Source organism: Yersinia artesiana (genome assembly GCF_902726545.1).
Lineage (GTDB): Bacteria > Pseudomonadota > Gammaproteobacteria > Enterobacterales > Enterobacteriaceae > Yersinia > Yersinia artesiana.
Genome location: NZ_CACVAD010000014.1, coordinates 68,037 through 86,011 on the forward strand (window position 1 = coordinate 68,037; position 17,975 = coordinate 86,011).

The following is a 17,975-nucleotide window of genomic DNA, read 5'->3' on the forward strand; positions in this document are numbered from 1 at the left end:
GGAGGCGAAATGAAAACGCTACTAATAATAGACAGTTCGCTCGGGCAGGCCAGAGGCCACCTTGCGTCACTGATGCTGGGTGCTGCGGCGGCAAAAGCAGGACTGAGCTGGGTTGAGAATGCGGCAGATGCAGAACTGGTGATTGTGGCTGGGCAAGCAATTCCGGCTGACAGTGCGTTAAACGGTAAAAACGTATATCGCGGTGATGTGGAAAAAGCGGTGCGTGACCCTGAAGGCTTTCTGGCCCAGGCCATCACACAGGCCAAACCTTATCATGCGGCTACGGTGGCAGCACCGGTTACGACCTCAGCGACTGGCCCGAAACGGATTGTGGCGATTACCGCCTGTCCAACAGGTGTAGCTCACACCTTTATGGCGGCTGAAGCCATTGAAAGCGAAGCGAAAAAACGTGGCTGGTGGGTGAAGGTTGAAACGCGCGGCTCTGTCGGTGCGGGCAATGCTATTACGCCGGAAGAAGTGGCTGCGGCCGATTTGGTGATTGTGGCGGCTGACATTGAAGTGGATTTGGATAAGTTTGCCGGCAAACCTATGTACCGCACCACAACTGGCCTGGCGCTGAAGAAAACCGCGCAGGAGCTGGACAAAGCACTGGTGGAAGCGGAAGTTTATCAGCCAAAAACCGGCAACAGCACTGGGGTGAAGAAAGCAGAGACCGGCGGCCCATATCGCCATCTGCTGACCGGTGTCTCTTACATGCTGCCAATGGTGGTTGCGGGTGGCCTGTGTATCGCGCTCTCATTTGTGTTTGGTATTAAAGCCTTTGAAGTGAAAGGCACACTGGCTGCGGCTTTGATGCAAATCGGTGGCGGTTCTGCCTTCGCCCTGATGGTGCCGGTATTGGCCGGTTTTATCGCCTTCTCCATCGCTGACCGTCCGGGCCTGACGCCGGGTCTGATTGGCGGTATGTTGGCGGTGAGTACCGGTGCGGGCTTCCTTGGCGGTATCATTGCTGGCTTCCTGGCCGGTTATGTTGCCAAAGCTATCAGTACCAAACTGCGCTTGCCACAGAGTATGGAAGCGCTCAAACCGATATTGATCATCCCGCTGGTCGCCAGCTTGATTGTCGGTTTGGTGATGATTTATGTGGTCGGTACGCCGGTGGCTAAAATCATGACGGGCCTGACTAACTGGCTGCAATCTATGGGTACAGCGAACGCGGTACTGCTGGGTGCTATCCTCGGTGCGATGATGTGTACCGATATGGGCGGGCCAGTGAACAAAGCGGCTTACGCCTTTGGGGTGGCGCTGTTGAGTTCTTCAGTTTATGCACCGATGGCAGCCATCATGGCGGCGGGTATGGTTCCACCGCTGGCGATGGGCCTGGCAACACTGCTGGCGCGGCATAAGTTCGACAAAGGTGAGCAGGAAGGGGGCAAAGCAGCGCTGGTTCTGGGCTTGTGCTTTATCTCTGAAGGGGCAATTCCGTTTGCGGCCCGTGACCCAATGCGTGTCTTGCCGTGCTGTATCGCGGGCGGTGCATTGACCGGTGCTCTGTCGATGGCCTTCGGCGCGCAACTGATGGCACCACATGGTGGCTTGTTCGTGCTGTTGATCCCAGGGGCCATCCATCCAGTGCTGTTATATCTGGTGGCTATTATTGCCGGTACTGTCCTGGCCGGTGGCCTGTACGCGATGTTGAAACGCCCTGATGCGGTGGTGGCAAAAGTCGCATAAGTATTATTAACCACAGATAAAGATAATTAATTAGTGCCAGTCAGTTAACGCTGACTGGCATTTTTTATGCTTTCTATCATTATTACAATGGGTTAATAAAGCAGGGTTAGGTGCATATTGCATTATTAATGAATAATAATGATGGCGAAAAATTAAACTTTGTTTAGGTTTTGTTTAAGCTCTCTGCGTAAAATCGCGATTCGCCAATAATCATCTGGTTAGTCATTCAGTAACTGCAAGATTAAAAGTGAAAAGGAGGATGGGGTGGGTAGCCCTGTTGTTTTAGATAAATTAAAAAATGTGCTTATGATTAATAATGAAGCACATGCTTTATCAAAGAATGAAGTGCTGCTGCTGGAGTTTCTCTATTTACGTGCTGGTGCAGTGATTCCTCGCGATGAATTAATCAGTAGCTGCTGGCCTGATCGGGTGGTTTCTGCGGTTTCACTGCCGGTGGCGATAAAACATATCCGTGATGTATTACGTAAAGCTACCTCAAATGAGGTCATAAAAACCCATAAAAGTGTCGGTTACAGTTTTCAGAAAGATAGTCTTGAATTGGTTATATGCAGCCCGGTATATGAGCAACCAGCAAATAACCTGGCATTAAATCACGTTGCCGCTGATGAGAATATTGATGACAAACCTCAGCCACAACTATCGACCAAAGTGCGGCAAAAGTCTTGCCATAATTATGTTGGCTACTTTATGGCTATCGCTGTTGTTATTGCTATGACACTTTTTATGATCGGTGAAGAAGATATTGTTTCTTTTACTGATAGTAATACCAATAACACTATTATCACTAATGCGCCACCGGCATTAGTTCATACTGCCACGGCATTACCTAAGGTTAAAAATAGCCTGATATTTAAAGACGATTTTGGTTCAGTTATTGTTTGTAATAAATCGGAATGTAAATTGCAATGAAAATCAAAACATGGGTTCTCATCACCGTTACCTCGATTATTACCTTATTATTAATCTATAGTTACAAGCACTTATGCTATTACGCCGAAGTCAAATATGGCCCCAACACTGAACATATAGATGTCAGAGTGAGCGGGCTAAAGTTTGAGGTTCTGCACTATATTCTTGATAAAGATTCGCACTTGATTCTGTCAGAAGAGATGTCTGGTGTGAGCCTAAGAAAGCCTTGGGGGGGATTTGTATTCTTCCCCTTGCACTCATATCAATCGGCACCCAGTGGGCAACCGAAAGGATCGCTAAAGTCACTAGGATCACCTTTATCAGTTTGTATTTATGCAGTCGATAACCAGAAAAAGAATATTGTCAGTTTCTTTCATGGGGATCGCGGGTTTATTGAAATCAATGGTGAAACTATTCACTTGTCTTCGCTATTGTTAGGCTTGCAAGGCAAACATATTCATGCGTCTTATCGTAGCCTGAGTGAATAACAGTGTTACTTTAGCCTCTCCTTAATAATCTCCCGAATAAAAGATAAAAAAGCAGGATATCTCGCTAAGGTATCTTGCTTTTTTATGCGCCAGTATTTATTAAAGATTAATAATCCATTAATAATTTAATCTTTCAAAAAAACCTTGCCAGTATATTCCTCGTTGGTGATGACACCGTTTGTATTATAGATTAGGTGCCGTTACCAACATTCATTATCGTTATTCATCTTCACACATCAATGTGAGGATTAATGTGAGAATGTGAGGTTGTTCTATAAAATGAATATGAAAAAATTTGTTAAAAAACCACTGGCAATTGCTGTATTAATGTTGGCTAGTAGTGGTGTGGTGAATATGGTACATGCAGATTCTGTCGTACGCGGCCAAGATCTTTCTACCAGCCTCATACACCAACAAGATGTTTCTGCATCGAAGGAAATTAAAGACGGTGATATCTTTAAAATTGAATTTACTGCTTCTCCTGATGAGATCATTGCAGGTAGGCAGGAAAAAGATGTGACAGCATTCATTTTGAAAGTATCAGACACAGCAGAGCATAATACTTGGAGTTTAGCTGGAACTGGCCAATCTCGCGGGGGATATATGTTTGATGGCAATGGTAATCGCGTTGAGTTGCATAGTTCAGACTGGACATGGGATGGTACAACCAATACGTGGCATAAAGAGGACTCAGGAAGTGCTGAACTGGAAGAGCGCCTTTATGTTGCTAAAGGTGATACGCTTCACCCCGGAAAATATACTTTCACTGGTTACGTTAGTGAACTTCTAATTTAGTGAACTTCTAACGTAATTAATTAAGCAGAGAATATGGCAGTTTATTACCGCCATATTCTCTATTTTATTCCTTTATGAAAATATACTTAATGAGATGTAAATGAAAAATAATATTAACAAGACTGTTTTCCTAATGTTATCATTATTAGCTTTTCTATCTTGTGGTCATGCTAAGGAGCCTAACCTGCATGTCATTCAACATGAATTCTCAGTAAAAGTGGGTGGAACACGAGCTATCTACCCATTATCTTCAGTGAAAGGGATTTCATTGTCTATGGTGAATCCGCAAGATTATCCGATATTAGTGCAAACGCAGATTAAGGGTGAAGATAAACACTCACCAGCCCCTTTTGTGGTGACTCCACCGTTATTCCGTCTGGATGCGGGTATGCAAGGGCGAGTACGCGTAATTCGCACTGGCGGCAACTTCCCCCAAGATCGCGAAAGTTTGCAATGGCTGTGCCTGACCGGTATACCACCGAAAGAGGGAGATATATGGGATAATGGCCATGATGATAAAAAGAAGGAGACACAAGATGTTAATCTGGATGTCAGGTTGTCTATCAGCACCTGCATGAAATTGCTGGTCAGACCGGATCAACTTAAACAAAAACCCGAAGATGTTGCTGGGGAATTAATCTGGCAGCGTAATGGGAAACAGTTACAAGTTAATAATCCAACCCCATTTTATATCAACTTTAAATCTGTAATGTTGGCGGGTAAAAATATCGATTTATCTTCTACTGGAAGTGATAGTTATGTTGCGCCTTTTGCAAAAAGAAGTTTTTCACTGCCGCTTGATATGGCAGGGTCTCCCGCAGAAGTTAATTGGAAAATCATTAATGATTTGGGGGGCGTGAGTCAAGTATTTAAAGCCAATGTTTAAAGCTATTACTGTTATCTGATATTTCCCCTGTATTTATGGGTGAAGTGATGTTTTTCTCTTTAAAAAATTCGGTGGTTAAACTTATCGCGTTTCTGGCGATGTGTTTGGTATTTCCGGTGTGGGCCGGTCATTATACCTTTGACCCTATATTGTTAGCGGATAATAATATTAATGCTAACACTAAAACGGATCTTTCTTTATTTGAACAAGGAGGGCAATTACCGGGCACTTATTTGGTGGATATATTCTTAGGTGATGAAAAGGTGGATTCTACTAATGTGACATTCCATGCAGTAAAATCACCGGCTGGAGAATATTCGTTGCAGTCGTGTTTAACTAAAGAGCAATTATCCCGCTATGGCGTGGATGTGGATAATTACCCTAATTTATTGCCGCCAGCAAAAAATACCCAGCAGGATGGGCAAACAAGCCAATGTGTTAATTTGGCGGCAATTCCACAGGCCAGCGAAGAGTTTGAGTTTTATACTATGCGGCTGGTGCTGAATATTCCACAAGTGGCATTACGGCCTAAGGATGAAATATCCATTGAGCGTTGGGATGACGGAATCACTGCTTTTTTGCTGAATTATATGGCTAATAGCAGTACCACAACCTATCGCCAAACGGGTAAGCAGCATCGCTCGCACTATGTTCAGTTGTATCCCGGCTTCAATATCGGGGCATGGCGTATTCGTAATGCCACCAGTTGGAACCAATCGGGTAATAGCGCTGGCAAATGGCAAAGCAGCTATATTTATGCCACGCGTGGGCTTTATCGCTTAAAAAGCCGCCTCACACTGGGGGAAAGCTATACCCCCGGTGATTTTTTTGACAGCGTACCATTCAGCGGTGTGATGTTGGGCGATGACGTCAATATGTTGCCCTCCAACCAGCGCGATTTTATGCCGGTAGTGCGTGGTATTGCCCGCAGTCAGGCGCGAGTCGAAGTGCGGCAAAATGACTATCTGATATACAGCACTGTGGTATCTCCGGGGCCGTTTGAGTTAACTGATGTCATGCCAAGTCGCTCCAGCAGCGACCTGCATGTGACGGTGCTGGAAAGTAATGGCACAACGCAGGAGTTTACCGTGCCTTATAGCGTTCCGGCGATTGCACTGCGCAAGGGGCGCTGGCGCTACAACCTGATGGCGGGGCGCTATCGCCCGGCTAATGTTGATGTGGAGACCACGCCTATCGCTCAGGCCACGGTGGCTTATGGTTTGCCGTGGAATCTGACTGTCTTTGCCGGTCAGCAGTGGTCGCCGCATTATCAGGCGACCACTGCCGGGCTTGGGGTGATGCTGGGGGATTATGGTGCGTTATCATCCAGTATTACCGACGCGACCAGCGAATATCGCCAGCAGTCGCCAGTGAAAGGGCAGGCGTGGGAAGTGCGCTATAACAAAACCTTGCAAGCCTCGGATACCTCGTTTTCATTGGTCAATAGCCAGTACAGCACCGCTGACTTTAGTAGTTTATCCGACGTGTTGCAGAGTTACCGGCGCAATGATAACAGTAGCAATGGTTGTCATTCGCCGCATTTGCGTAATCAAACTGCGGTGACGATTGGCCAGCCGTTAGGCCAGTTTGGCTATCTGAACGTGAATTGGTCACGACGGGGTTACCGGGATGCCCCGACAAGCAGTTCCTGGGGTGTGCAGTATAGCTTCAATACTGGCAACCTTTATTGGTCGCTGGATTGGACACAAAATCAATATCGCGCTAGCCATGATCGCCTGTTGAGTTTGTCGGTGAGTGTGCCGTTGGGTCGCGATCACAATACTTTTGCGGCTTATCGTATGACCTCATCCGATGAGAGCAAAGATCATGAGGTGAGTCTATACGGGCAGGCTTTCGATAATCGGTTGAACTGGAATGTGCGCCAGACAGAGCATTATGCTCAATCTCACTCCGGCGAGAACAGTGGCTCACTGAACCTGGATTGGCATGGCCGCTCCGGCGATATTGGCGGGGATTATTACTATAATCCGAATCTGCGCCAGATCAGTGCCAATGTCTCAGGTGGGGTAGTTATCCACCGGCATGGGCTGACACTCGGGCCGCAGATCAATGGCACTGCCGCACTGATTGAAGTGCCGGGGGTTAGCGGAGTAGCTACCAGCGAAGACCATCGGCTGAAAACGGATTTTCGTGGTTACAGTATCGTGCCGAGTCTTTTCCCTTATCAGGAGCATGATATCTCGCTGGAAACCACTGATTTACCACCGGATGCCGAGGTGACAAACACCGATGCCAAGGTGTTGCCGACCGAAGGGGCGATAGTGCGTGCCAGCTTTAGCCCACAAATTGGCGGACGGGCGCTGATGACCATCAAACGGGCTAATGGCGAAACCATTCCGTTTGGCGCGATGGCAAGTTTGGTTAATCAGCCCGCGAATGCAGCGATTGTCGACGAAGGCGGGAAAGCCTATCTGACTGGCTTGCCGGAAACCGGGCAGTTGTTGGTGCAGTGGGGTAAAGATGCCAGTCAGCAGTGCCGGGTTGATTACCAGCTTGCGACGGCGAAAAAAGGCGATGCCGGGCTGTATATGCTCAGTGGCGTGTGTCATTAAGCGGGATAAACCATAGTAAAATGCCCGTCAGGTTAGCTGGCGGGCATTTTGTGTTTACACGTCGGCTTGCGACTTCAACCAGGCTATTTCTTCAGCCCAGATATCTGGATTGACGGTTTCCAGAATCAGCGGAATATTATCGAAACGCGGATCGCGCATAATATAGCTGAATACGGTTTTGCCGATGTTTCCTTCACCCAAGCTGTGGTGGCGGTCAACACGGCTGTTAAATTCGCTTTTCGCATCATTAAGATGCATACCGCGCAGATATTCGAAACCGACAATATCCCCCAGTGCGCCGAATGTATGTTGGCAATCAGCTTCAGTTCGCAAATCATAACCGGCGGCGAAAGCATGGCAGGTATCGATACAAACGCCCACGCGACTCTTATCTTCCACCCCATCAATGATGGCGGCCAGATGTTCAAATTTGAAACCGAGATTACTGCCCTGACCCGCAGTGTTTTCAATCACGGCGGTCACGCCCTCAGTTGCATCCAACGCGATATTGATGGATTCTGCGATACGCGCCAGACACTTATCTTCATCGATTTGCAGTAAATGACTGCCGGGGTGGAAGTTCAGTAATGATAGCCCTAGTTGCTGGCAGCGCATCATTTCATCAATAAAGGCTTCACGAGATTTCTCCAGCGCCTCGGTAACCGGATGGCCGAGGTTAATCAGATAGCTATCGTGAGGTAATATCTGGGCTGAGGTGTAGCCGTATTGCTCGCAAGCTTGCTTAAACTTTTCAATCACATCTTCCGCCAGTGGGGCGGCGCGCCATTGACGTTGATTCTTGGTAAACAGAGCAAAGGCAGTGGCCTCAAGTTCGTGCGCCCGAATTACAGCCTGATCGACTCCACCTGCTGCGCTGACATGTGCACCGACAAATTTCATTCCATTCTCCTTTGATAACCGCTGCATTATGGCATTGATAGCGGTGTGATTGAATGGGATAAACTCGTCATACTTCAAGCTGCATGTGCGTTGGCTGCTTTCGTTACTCGGCCCGTCCATGGGCCTCGCCTCTACGAGGCCGCTGCAAGCAGCGTTCAAATCTACTCCTGGCAGATTTGTCACCCGAATCATTGACTGGAGTCAACTCATCGGGGTTAATGAGCCTCGTCCCTGAGGCTCACCCTACGGGCAGCATAAATGCTGTTCAAATCTGTTCCCGACCGATTTGTCACTCACTTGCCGCCCTCCTGTAACTCGAATTATTTAGAGTATAAACGGCGAGAAAAGAAAAGGGCCACCGCGGTAGCCCTTAAATAGTAATCAAATAGCGGGATACTGGCTTTACGCCGCAATATGCTGCACCAATAAGTTGATACCAGTACCGCCGATCAGCAACCAGGCAAATAGCATCAAAGCCAACAACAGCGGTTTGACCCCAGCCTGGCGGATAGAACCCACATGGGTGGTTAACCCCAGAGCTGCCATTGCCATCGCCAGCAAAATGGTGTCCAGTGTAATCAAGTGGCTAACCCAAGCTGCGGGCAGTAAATTCAGTGAGTTAAAACCGGCCATCAGGATAAATATCACCGCAAACCACGGAATAGTGATGGCACTTTTTTCACGTTTTTGACCACTGGTTTTCAGGCTGCTACGGCCCAGATAAGCTGACAGTAACAGCAAGAAGGGCGCGAGCATCATGACGCGGATCATTTTGGTAATGACGGCGGCATTTTCAGCATCTGGCCCAATGGCATGACCGGCTGCGACGACTTGTGCCACTTCATGAATAGTCGAACCGGCAAAGATACCAAAGGTTTCCTGATCAAAGGGCAGCCATTGGTAATGCAGATTCAACTGATATAGCCAAGGGTAAACAAAAATCGCCAGTGTCCCGAAAATCACCACTGTGGCGACGGCCACCGCCACTTTGCTGGCATCGGCTTTCAGCACTGGCTCGGTTGCCATAATGGCTGCTGCCCCACAGATACTGCTACCGGCACCAATTAACATCACGGTTTGCTGATCCAGACCAAATACGCGCTTACCCAGCCAGCAGGCCAATATAAAGGTTGAACTGAGGGTTAGCAGGTCAATAATCATCCCGGTCGCCCCGACATCAGCCACTTGCTGGAAGGTCAGGCGGAAGCCGTACAAAATAATCCCCAGCCGCAGTAAGTGCTGTTTGGCCAGCACCACCCCGTCAGAGCAGACCGGTTGCACCCAAGGGTACACCGTGTTGCCGACGACGATACCGAATAAAATAGCCAGAGTCAGCGCCCCCAGCCCCATGTCGATAAACCACGGCATGTCACCCACTTTGAGCGCTAACCCAGTAATCACACCGGTCAACACCAAGCCCGGAATATAGCGGGTCAGAGTAAACAGCTGTGGACGGGAGAGTTCAGTTGTATGTGAAGTCGCCATGTTTATGTCCTGTGTCCTGTAAAGATTGCGTACAGTTTAACGGGTTTGGGCATAATAGATAAATTCATTATATCTTTATAATCAATCGATATAACTGATAAGCGAGACGAGAAGCCTAAGCTCAGTGTGTTGGGAAAGACCCACGGTTTGTTGGCGTGAAGACATTTAGCGACATACTGATTATCTGATTGATTTTTAACATGGTTATAAATGGAGTCGTAACAATTATTTATTGTCAGTTCTTTCGGAAAAATAAGAATAAATAGCATTCTTCCTGCTGAAATTCATCCCGGATAACCTCCAGATTTTACTCAAAGGTGTTAGTCTTATACGGTAATTGAGGCTATATAATCCTTTCGACAGCAATTGCGTTAGTGACTAATATGCCCTTCTTACTTGAAGTTGCCACATGGGCTGTTCATCTGGGTCATTGACCTGAGCCAGCGTATTGGGCTAGCCGGTCGCAACTCCAATTACTTTGGGTAAATGTTAGCTCTTCTCATCCAACAACTGGCGAACAGAGTGATGATAGCGTCCTCCATTCTTTACTACAGAGACCGTTATGCACATAACCTTACGTCAACTTGAAGTCTTTACTGAGGTGCTAAAAAGCGGCTCGACGACCCAAGCTTCGGTTGTGCTCGCGCTTTCACAATCGGCAGTCAGCGCAGCATTGGCGGATTTGGAAGGGCAATTAGGAGTACAACTTTTTGATAGGGTCGGTAAGCGTTTAGTCACCAATGAACATGGGCGGTTGCTTTACCCAAAAGCACTCGCACTTATCGAGCAAGCAATTGAAATTGAACAGCTTTTCCAACAAGATTTAGGCGCGTTGCGCATTGCTGCCAGCAGCACCATTGGCAATTATATGTTGCCGGGCATGATTGCCAAATATCGGCACGATTTCCCCGGTACCCCACTGGAGCTGAATATTGGCAACAGTCAGGATGTGATTGAAGCCGTGGCTGATTTTCGCGGCGACCTTGGCCTGATTGAAGGGCCGTGCCATATGCCAGAGCTGATGACCCAAGCCTGGCTGCGTGACGAGTTGGTGGTGTTTGCCGCGCCGGATAACCCGTTATGCCATAAAATGCTGACGTTAGAAGAGCTTGCCGATGCCGCGTGGATCTTACGCGAGCGGGGTTCAGGCACGCGTGAAGTGCTCGACCACTTATTACTGGCAAAATTGCCACACTTTAAACTGGTGATGGAGCTTGGGAATTCTGAGGCCATCAAGCGGGCAGTGCGCTACGGCATGGGGATCAGTTGTTTGTCGCGCCGGGTGATTGCCGACCAACTTGCCAGCGGTGAGTTGATTGAACTTAACATTCCTTTGCCGCCACTTATCAGGACGTTATACCTGATTCATCACCGGCAAAAACATATCTCAAATGCTTTGCAGCGCTTCCTCAGTTATTGCCAGGAAGAGCCTTGAATCGGTGGTTTTCGCTAAAGCGCATTCACGCCATGAGGCATAAGATTTTAAGTGTTTTACACTAAGGGAAAGAGTGATCGCGGTAAGAATACCCCGCTGCCAGGGATTTATTCTGACAATTGAGCTTTTGCTAATAATTGAGCCGGGATCATGAAGGTATCTTATATCAGCGCATTGTTACTATCCGAGCCGGTGGGATTTGTTACAATCCCGCCTTATTTTTTAAGGGTGGATTAGGGTAAGAATGACTCAGCAAAATACTAAAATCCCAGTGCAACAGGGTGCACAGCGTTTGCGCCGTGAGCTTAAATCACGGCATTTAGCCATGATTGCTATCGGTGGCTCTATTGGTACCGGTTTGTTTGTCGCCTCAGGCGCGACCGTTTCTCAGGCCGGCCCGGGTGGAGCATTGCTCTCCTATGCATTGATTGGCTTGATGGTTTACTTCTTGATGACCAGTCTGGGTGAATTGGCGGCATTTATGCCGGTATCCGGTTCATTTTCGACTTACGGCTCAAAATATGTTGAGGAAGGCTTCGGCTTCGCCCTTGGCTGGAACTACTGGTACAACTGGGCGGTGACTATCGCTGTTGACCTGGTAGCGGCACAATTGGTCATGAATTACTGGTTCCCGGATGCGCCCGGTTGGATCTGGAGTGCGCTGTTCCTCGCCCTGATGTTTTTACTGAACTACATATCGGTGAAAGGCTTTGGTGAAGCGGAATACTGGTTCTCACTGATTAAAGTGGCCACAGTTATTATCTTCATCATTATTGGTGTGATGATGATTAGCGGCATCATGAAAGGCGGCGAGAGTGCAGGGTGGCACAACTGGACAATCGGTGATGCGCCGTTTGCCGGAGGGTTCTCGGCGATGATTGGTGTGGCGATGATTGTCGGTTTCTCCTTCCAGGGCACTGAGCTGATTGGTATTGCTGCTGGTGAATCAAAAGACCCAGGCAAAAACATCCCCCGTGCGGTGCGTAAGGTATTCTGGCGTATCTTGCTGTTCTATATCTTCGCTATCCTGATTATCAGCCTGATCATTCCGTATACCGACCCAAGTCTGTTACGTAATGATGTTAAAGATATCAGCGTCAGCCCGTTCACCTTGGTGTTCCAAAATGCAGGGCTGCTGTCTGCGGCAGCGGTGATGAATGCGGTTATTCTGACCGCGGTATTGTCAGCCGGTAACTCAGGGATGTACGCCTCTACCCGTATGCTGTTTACCCTGGCTTCAGAAGGTAAGGCGCCGCGTATTTTTGCCAAACTTTCTCGCGGTGGTGTACCCCGTAATGCGCTGTATGCCACGACTGTGGTCGCGGGCTTGTGCTTTCTAAGCTCAATGTTTGGCAATCAAACTGTCTATCTGTGGTTGCTGAATACTTCAGGCATGACCGGCTTTATCGCCTGGTTGGGTATTGCTATCAGTCATTATCGTTTCCGCCGTGGTTATATGATGCAGGGCCGCGATTTGAACGATTTGCCGTATCAGTCTGGTTTCTTCCCGCTGGGGCCAATCTTTGCCTTTGTGTTGTGTTTGATCATTACTTTGGGTCAGAACTATCAGGCATTCCTACAAGATCGCATTGATTGGTATGGCGTGACCGCTACTTATATCGGTATTCCATTATTCCTGGTGATTTGGTTCGGTTATAAACTGAGCCGTGGCACCAAGGTTATCAAATACAAAGATATGGAATTCCCGAAATGGCGTGATGAAAGTCATGACTCTCAGGAAGTTAAAAAAACAGCACTGATTGCTGACTAACAAAATGATGTAATACCTGAAAGGGCGATAATGTGATCGCCCTTTTTTGTTGCCAAAAAATGGTGATCATTTGAACGAAGTTAAGCAAATAATTTCGCTAACTTCGCTTTATCTCCCTCCTGATATCATGGATTAGATTAACCATATTGATTAAATAATATTATAAAATAAACATTTACGATTATTTATATCAAATCAGTTATAGCAATCTTATTGATAAGTATTATCGTTTGTTTTATTGTTAGCGGCATATTGATAGTCGGTAACCGAAATAAATGAGCCTATCCACTGAATCCATAACAGAAACCTCTCACCAGATTGATGCCAATGTTATGGGGCGTTATAAGAACATTGTGCGCCATCGCCTGCTCATTATGGGCGTATTGGTGTTAGCCATCATCGGCTGCTTGCTGCTGGATTTCACCATGGGGCCATCAGGTCTGACGTTGCACTCTCTGTGGCAGACGTTAATTGATCCAGCCAGTGCAGATGCAGGCACGCGGGTTATCGTTTGGGATATCCGTTTACCCTACGCCTTGATGGCGGTGGTGATTGGTTTGTCACTGGGTCTGGCGGGGGCGGAGATGCAAACCATCCTCAATAACCCGCTGGCCAGCCCCTTTACCCTTGGCGTCTCTTCTGCTGCGGCCTTTGGTGCGGCACTGGCGATTGTCTCAGGAATTGGTATTCCAGGGGTGCCCGATCAATGGTTTATTTCCGTTAATGCCTTTATTTTTGCGCTGTTTGCCGCATTAATGCTCGATGGTATTACCCGCTGGACGCGGGTGGCGACCTCCGGTGTGGTGCTATTTGGTATCGCGCTGGTGTTTACCTTTAATGCGCTGGTATCCATGATGCAGTTCATCGCCAGTGAAGATACGCTGCAAGGTTTGGTGTTCTGGACGATGGGCAGCCTGGCACGGGCGTCATGGGCCAAGCTGGGCATCATGCTGGCGGTGTTTGCCCTGATGCTGCCGTTGTCGATGATGAGCTCGTGGAAGCTGACGGCACTGCGCTTAGGTGAAGACCGGGCTATCAGTTTTGGTATTGATGTTCGCCGCTTGCGGTTGGGAACATTGCTGCGTATCAGTATGTTATCGGCGCTGGCGGTGGCTTTTGTCGGCCCGATTGGCTTTATCGGGTTAGTCGCCCCCCATATTGCGCGCATGATGTTTGGTGAAGATCACCGTTTCTATCTGCCAGCCAGCGCCCTGATTGGTGCGTTGGTGTTGTCCATGGCATCGATAGCCTCAAAAAACCTGATTCCTGGTGTCATCATTCCAGTTGGGATTGTTACTTCGCTGGTGGGCGTACCTTTCTTCCTCAGCATTATTTTGCGCCATAGGGGGAATGTATGACTTCTGGCTTACGTATTGAACATTTCAATGCGGGCTACCCGAAACGCCCGGTCATTCAGAATTTGACCGTGCCATTACTGCCGCGCGGTAAAATCACTGTACTGCTTGGGCCGAATGGCAGTGGGAAGTCAACATTGCTACGCTCGATGGCCGGTTTGAACCGCGCCCAAGGGCAGTTATGGCTTGATAATAATGATCTGATGCAGATGCCGTTTGCACAACGAGCTGAGAAAGTGGTGTATTTGCCGCAATCATTACCGGCCGGTGTGCATCTCCATGTATTGGAATCGATTATTGTGGCACAGCGTGCCTCCGGCGGACGCAGTAACGCCAGCAGCGAATCTGAAGTCATGGCTTTGCTGGAACAACTGGGGATAGCCCATCTGGCACTCAGTTATCTGGATCAACTCTCTGGCGGCCAGAAGCAGTTGGTGGGTTTGGCGCAATCACTTATTCGCCAGCCCTCTTTGTTATTACTGGATGAGCCACTCAGTGCGCTGGATCTTAATTATCAATTCCATGTGATGGATTTGGTGCGTAAGGAGACCCGCAAACGCAATATTATTACTGTGGTCGTGGTGCATGACATCAATATAGCCTTACGTCATGGTGACCATGTATTGATGCTGCAAAACGGTACCTTAATTGCCGATGGCTTACCGGAAGAGGTGATTACGCCGCAAAGTTTGGCCAAAGTTTATGGGGTGAAAGGGCGTATTGAGCGCTGTTCACAAGGCACCCCGCAGGTGCTAATTGATGGATTAGTCACGGAACCAACAATTTAATACCCTTAATACACTTGGGTATATTTATGCAGTAATAGGTTTTATAAAACAATAATTATGTATTAAGCAGAAATCGTTGGAAGCGCTATTTCTGCTTTGGTGAGCTATTGCCAATTTTTATAAAAATAATATTTATCACCTGCCCGTCAGGAGGCATTGCTACGCCAAAAGAACCTGATGGAAAAGGAACTGAATAAATTTATACCTCATGGAGAACGTGTAATGGCTAAGGCCTTTAGGAAATCTAATGCTGCGGCATTGGTAATAGCGACAATTATCTCATCTCAGGCATCTGCTGCTGAAACCACGGCAACAGATACGATGGTGGTAACGGCATCTGGCTTCCAACAACGTATTCAAGATTCGGCGGCGTCTATTTCTGTGGTGACCCGCGAACAAATCGAGGATAAAGCCTATACCGATATTACTGATGCGCTGAAAGATGTACCGGGTGTGGTTGTTACCGGCGGCGGGAGTCACAGTGATATCAGTATTCGCGGAATGTCGGCGAAATATACCTTGATTCTGGTCGATGGCAAACGGGTTGATACCCGTGGTACGCGGCCAAATAGCGATGGATCAGGGATCGAACAGGGCTGGTTACCCCCATTGGCGGCCATCGAGCGCATTGAAGTGGTGCGTGGCCCAATGTCATCTTTATATGGTTCGGATGCCATGGGCGGGGTAATTAACGTTATTACCCGTAAAGTGGGCAAAGAGTGGCACGGCACCGTGCGTGCTGATGCGACTTTGCAGGAAGACTCCAACTCTGGTGATATTTATCAAACCAACGCCTATGCCTCTGGCCCATTAATTGATGGCTTATTGGGATTAAAAGTCAGCGGTCTGCTTTCTCATCGTAGCGAAGATAAAATTATCGATGGTTATAATGAGCAGCGCCTCAGAAACGGCGCGGCTACATTTACACTCACACCGGATGATAAAAACGAATTTGATTTTGATATTGGCCATTATGTGCAAGATAGAAATACCACCGCAGGGCGTTCAGTGGCGTTAAACGGTAAAAGCAGTGATGTGCAATATGACCGCAATAATTATGCGATTACCCATCACGGTTATTATGATTTCGGCAATTCCACCAGTTATGTTCAGCGCGATGAAACCCGTAATCCATCGCGTGAAATGAAAAGTGTCGATAATATCTTTAATAGCCAAACTTCTTTCCTGTTTGATAGCCATACGTTAATTCTTGGCGGCCAATATCGTTATGAAGAGTTATATGATGAAGGTAACCAGTTAGCCTCGGCCAGTGATCTGACCAAACTGACGCGTTGGAGTTGGGCATTGTTTGCTGAAGATGAATGGCAAATGACCAATGATTTCGCGTTGACCGGCGGCATCCGTATGGATCAGGATGAAAACTATGGAACTCACTGGACGCCGCGTTTATACGGTGTTTGGCATTTGTCCGAGCAATGGACATTAAAAGGTGGAGTGTCCGGTGGTTATCGCTCACCTGATTTACGTCAGGCGACAGATAATTGGGGCCAAATCACTGGCGGGAAAGGTGATCCGGCAATTATTGTCGGTAATTCCAGTTTGAAACCGGAAAGAAGTATTAGTGAGGAAATCGGCATTCTCTGGGATAACCAGGAAGGTATGAATGCGGGTGTGACGCTATTTAATACTGATTTTAAAGATAAAATTACCGAGGTTCGCCGCTGCACCGATACTACCGGTAATGCATCCGGCCAGTGCATGATTAATGGCAACAGCTATAAGTTTATCAGTGACCGCACCAACGTAGATAAAGCCATGACGCGCGGTGTGGAAGCAACGTTTGGTTGGGATATCAGCAAAGATTGGTCACTGACCTCTAACTATACGTTTACTCAATCCGAGCAAAAAAGTGGTCAGTTCTCCGGTCAGCCATTGAATCAGATGCCAAAGCACATGTTGAACGGCACATTGAACTGGCAAGCCACTGAAGATCTGGCAACCTGGATTCGCGCCAACTACCGTGGCAAAACCTCCGAGTATCTTAATCGCACCAGTATGGGCACCACCACACCGTCTTATACGTTTGTGGACTTAGGCGCGAACTATCACTTAACAAAAGAGCTTCGTCTGATGGGCGGTATCTATAACCTACTGGATAAGCGAGTGGATATCGAAGTGAACGATAAAGTTCTGGATGGTCGCCGTTATATGGTGGGCGCCAGCTACGATTTCTAATCTCCTTCGCACTTGAAGCCGCAGGGGGATCTGTTCTGCTCCCCCTGTTTAATTAACTTAAACCAATAGCAATCACTTTCTGGAAGGCGGTTCTATGAGTCAGGCTTTGGTACCAGCGCTGTAAGTGCGGTAATTCCGGGCGCTCAATGGATAGATTGAACCAGGCATAAGCCAGACAACCTAATGGAATATCGCCGATACCGAATTTATCGCCAGAAAGATAAGTTTGTTTGCTCAGAGCTTCATCTGCAATTGCCATTAATACATTCAGTTGATCAATACCGTGAGCAATTTTGGCTTTATCCTGTAACTCCGGCGCAGTACGCACCAGCCCGATAAACACCGCTTTAAACGGCTCCACCACACTGGATGTCGCCCAATCCATCCATTTTTCAGCTGCCGCCCGCGGCTTTGCCTCCGGCAGATAAAGTGCATTATCGCCATATTGTGCCGCGAGATAGCGCACAATAGTGTTAGATTCCCACAGAATAAAATCGCCATCTTGCAGGCACGGGATCAGACCATTGGGGTTGAGTGAGCGATATAATGGCTCGTTCAATTTGCCATATTGCCCGCCCACATCGATGCGCTCATAACCGATACCCAACTCTTCCAGACACCACAGCACTTTTTTGACATTGGTCGAATTATTCCGACCCCAGACCGTCAGCATATCAA

General features: G+C 47.8%; 14 protein-coding genes. 11 read left to right on the forward strand and 3 right to left on the reverse strand.

Annotation, left to right across the window (positions count from 1 at the left end):
• The first annotated feature begins 9 nt into the window (after positions 1–9).
• The 6 genes from fruA (at position 10) to myfC (ending at position 7,367) form a co-directional block, all read left to right on the forward strand.
• Positions 10–1,695 carry a PTS fructose transporter subunit IIBC gene (fruA, locus tag HU019_RS06610; RefSeq protein ID WP_174847011.1) on the forward strand — a complete coding sequence of 562 codons (1,686 nt, stop codon included), beginning with the start codon at positions 10–12 and terminating at the stop codon, positions 1,693–1,695.
• Positions 1,696–1,959: 264 nt separating this feature from the next.
• The gene (locus HU019_RS06615) at positions 1,960–2,625 is read left to right on the forward strand and encodes a winged helix-turn-helix domain-containing protein (RefSeq protein ID WP_174847012.1); all 666 of its coding nucleotides are present in this window, start codon (positions 1,960–1,962) and stop codon (positions 2,623–2,625) included.
• Positions 2,622–3,113, forward strand: coding sequence for a fimbrial polyadhesin regulatory protein MyfF (myfF, locus tag HU019_RS06620; RefSeq protein ID WP_174847013.1), 492 nt, complete (start codon positions 2,622–2,624; stop codon positions 3,111–3,113). Before HU019_RS06615 ends, myfF begins: the two co-directional genes overlap by 4 nt.
• 279 nt (positions 3,114–3,392) lie before the next feature.
• Entirely contained in the window at positions 3,393–3,908 is a 516-nt protein-coding gene (locus tag HU019_RS06625) for a MyfA/PsaA family fimbrial adhesin (RefSeq protein WP_174847014.1), read from the forward strand.
• Between the two features lie 100 nt (positions 3,909–4,008).
• Positions 4,009–4,794, forward strand: coding sequence for a fimbria/pilus periplasmic chaperone (locus tag HU019_RS06630; RefSeq protein WP_174847015.1), 786 nt, complete (start codon positions 4,009–4,011; stop codon positions 4,792–4,794).
• Positions 4,795–4,892: 98 nt separating this feature from the next.
• Positions 4,893–7,367 carry a fimbrial polyadhesin usher MyfC gene (myfC, locus tag HU019_RS06635; RefSeq protein WP_174847135.1) on the forward strand — a complete coding sequence of 825 codons (2,475 nt, stop codon included), beginning with the start codon at positions 4,893–4,895 and terminating at the stop codon, positions 7,365–7,367.
• Between the two features lie 54 nt (positions 7,368–7,421).
• Here the strand turns inward: myfC and nfo are convergent, their stop codons facing one another.
• Both nfo and HU019_RS06645 read right to left on the reverse strand, forming a co-directional pair.
• Positions 7,422–8,267, reverse strand: a complete 846-nt coding sequence (gene nfo, locus HU019_RS06640; protein WP_046694834.1) for a deoxyribonuclease IV — start codon at positions 8,265–8,267, stop codon at positions 7,422–7,424.
• 402 nt (positions 8,268–8,669) lie between these two features.
• A complete protein-coding gene (locus HU019_RS06645) occupies positions 8,670–9,752 on the reverse strand; it encodes a YeiH family protein (RefSeq protein WP_139344285.1) in 1,083 nt (360 codons plus the stop codon).
• 562 nt (positions 9,753–10,314) lie between these two features.
• On the opposite strand from HU019_RS06645, the gene yieE reads away from it, so the two are divergent.
• The 5 genes from yieE (at position 10,315) to yuiR (ending at position 17,297) form a co-directional block, all read left to right on the forward strand.
• Positions 10,315–11,187, forward strand: a complete 873-nt coding sequence (gene yieE, locus HU019_RS06650) for a DNA-binding transcriptional regulator YeiE (protein ID WP_174847016.1) — start codon at positions 10,315–10,317, stop codon at positions 11,185–11,187.
• A 244-nt stretch (positions 11,188–11,431) separates the two neighbouring features.
• Entirely contained in the window at positions 11,432–12,958 is a 1,527-nt protein-coding gene (locus HU019_RS06655) for an amino acid permease (protein ID WP_174847017.1), read from the forward strand.
• Between the two features lie 275 nt (positions 12,959–13,233).
• Complete coding sequence (locus HU019_RS06660; RefSeq protein WP_174847018.1) at positions 13,234–14,316, forward strand: FecCD family ABC transporter permease; 1,083 nt, start codon at positions 13,234–13,236, stop codon at positions 14,314–14,316.
• A complete protein-coding gene (locus tag HU019_RS06665) occupies positions 14,313–15,101 on the forward strand; it encodes an ABC transporter ATP-binding protein (protein WP_174847019.1) in 789 nt (262 codons plus the stop codon). The genes HU019_RS06660 and HU019_RS06665 overlap by 4 nt, the downstream gene beginning before the upstream one ends.
• A gap of 222 nt (positions 15,102–15,323) precedes the next feature.
• Complete coding sequence (yuiR, locus tag HU019_RS06670; RefSeq protein WP_174847020.1) at positions 15,324–17,297, forward strand: colicin FY TonB-dependent receptor YuiR; 1,974 nt, start codon at positions 15,324–15,326, stop codon at positions 17,295–17,297.
• 52 nt (positions 17,298–17,349) lie between these two features.
• Here yuiR and HU019_RS06675 read toward each other — a convergent pair whose 3' ends face one another.
• Positions 17,350–17,970 (reverse strand): glutathione S-transferase, encoded by a 621-nt coding sequence (locus HU019_RS06675; protein WP_174847021.1) that lies wholly within the window; start codon positions 17,968–17,970, stop codon positions 17,350–17,352.
• Positions 17,971–17,975 lie beyond the last annotated feature (5 nt).

Bases quoted from the DNA above. Each gene is read 5' to 3' on its own strand.
- fruA (WP_174847011.1), top strand. From the start codon at position 10: ATGAAAACGCTACTAATAATAGACAGTTCGCTCGGGCAGGCCAGAGGC.
- myfF (WP_174847013.1), top strand. From the start codon at position 2,622: ATGAAAATCAAAACATGGGTTCTCATCACCGTTACCTCGATTATTACC.
- HU019_RS06625 (WP_174847014.1), top strand. From the start codon at position 3,393: ATGAATATGAAAAAATTTGTTAAAAAACCACTGGCAATTGCTGTATTA.
- HU019_RS06630 (WP_174847015.1), top strand. From the start codon at position 4,009: ATGAAAAATAATATTAACAAGACTGTTTTCCTAATGTTATCATTATTA.
- myfC (WP_174847135.1), top strand. From the start codon at position 4,893: ATGTGTTTGGTATTTCCGGTGTGGGCCGGTCATTATACCTTTGACCCT.
- nfo (WP_046694834.1), bottom strand. From the start codon at position 8,267: ATGAAATTTGTCGGTGCACATGTCAGCGCAGCAGGTGGAGTCGATCAG.
- HU019_RS06645 (WP_139344285.1), bottom strand. From the start codon at position 9,752: ATGGCGACTTCACATACAACTGAACTCTCCCGTCCACAGCTGTTTACT.
- yieE (WP_174847016.1), top strand. From the start codon at position 10,315: ATGCACATAACCTTACGTCAACTTGAAGTCTTTACTGAGGTGCTAAAA.
- HU019_RS06655 (WP_174847017.1), top strand. From the start codon at position 11,432: ATGACTCAGCAAAATACTAAAATCCCAGTGCAACAGGGTGCACAGCGT.
- HU019_RS06660 (WP_174847018.1), top strand. From the start codon at position 13,234: ATGAGCCTATCCACTGAATCCATAACAGAAACCTCTCACCAGATTGAT.
- HU019_RS06665 (WP_174847019.1), top strand. From the start codon at position 14,313: ATGACTTCTGGCTTACGTATTGAACATTTCAATGCGGGCTACCCGAAA.
- yuiR (WP_174847020.1), top strand. From the start codon at position 15,324: ATGGCTAAGGCCTTTAGGAAATCTAATGCTGCGGCATTGGTAATAGCG.
- HU019_RS06675 (WP_174847021.1), bottom strand. From the start codon at position 17,970: ATGCTGACGGTCTGGGGTCGGAATAATTCGACCAATGTCAAAAAAGTG.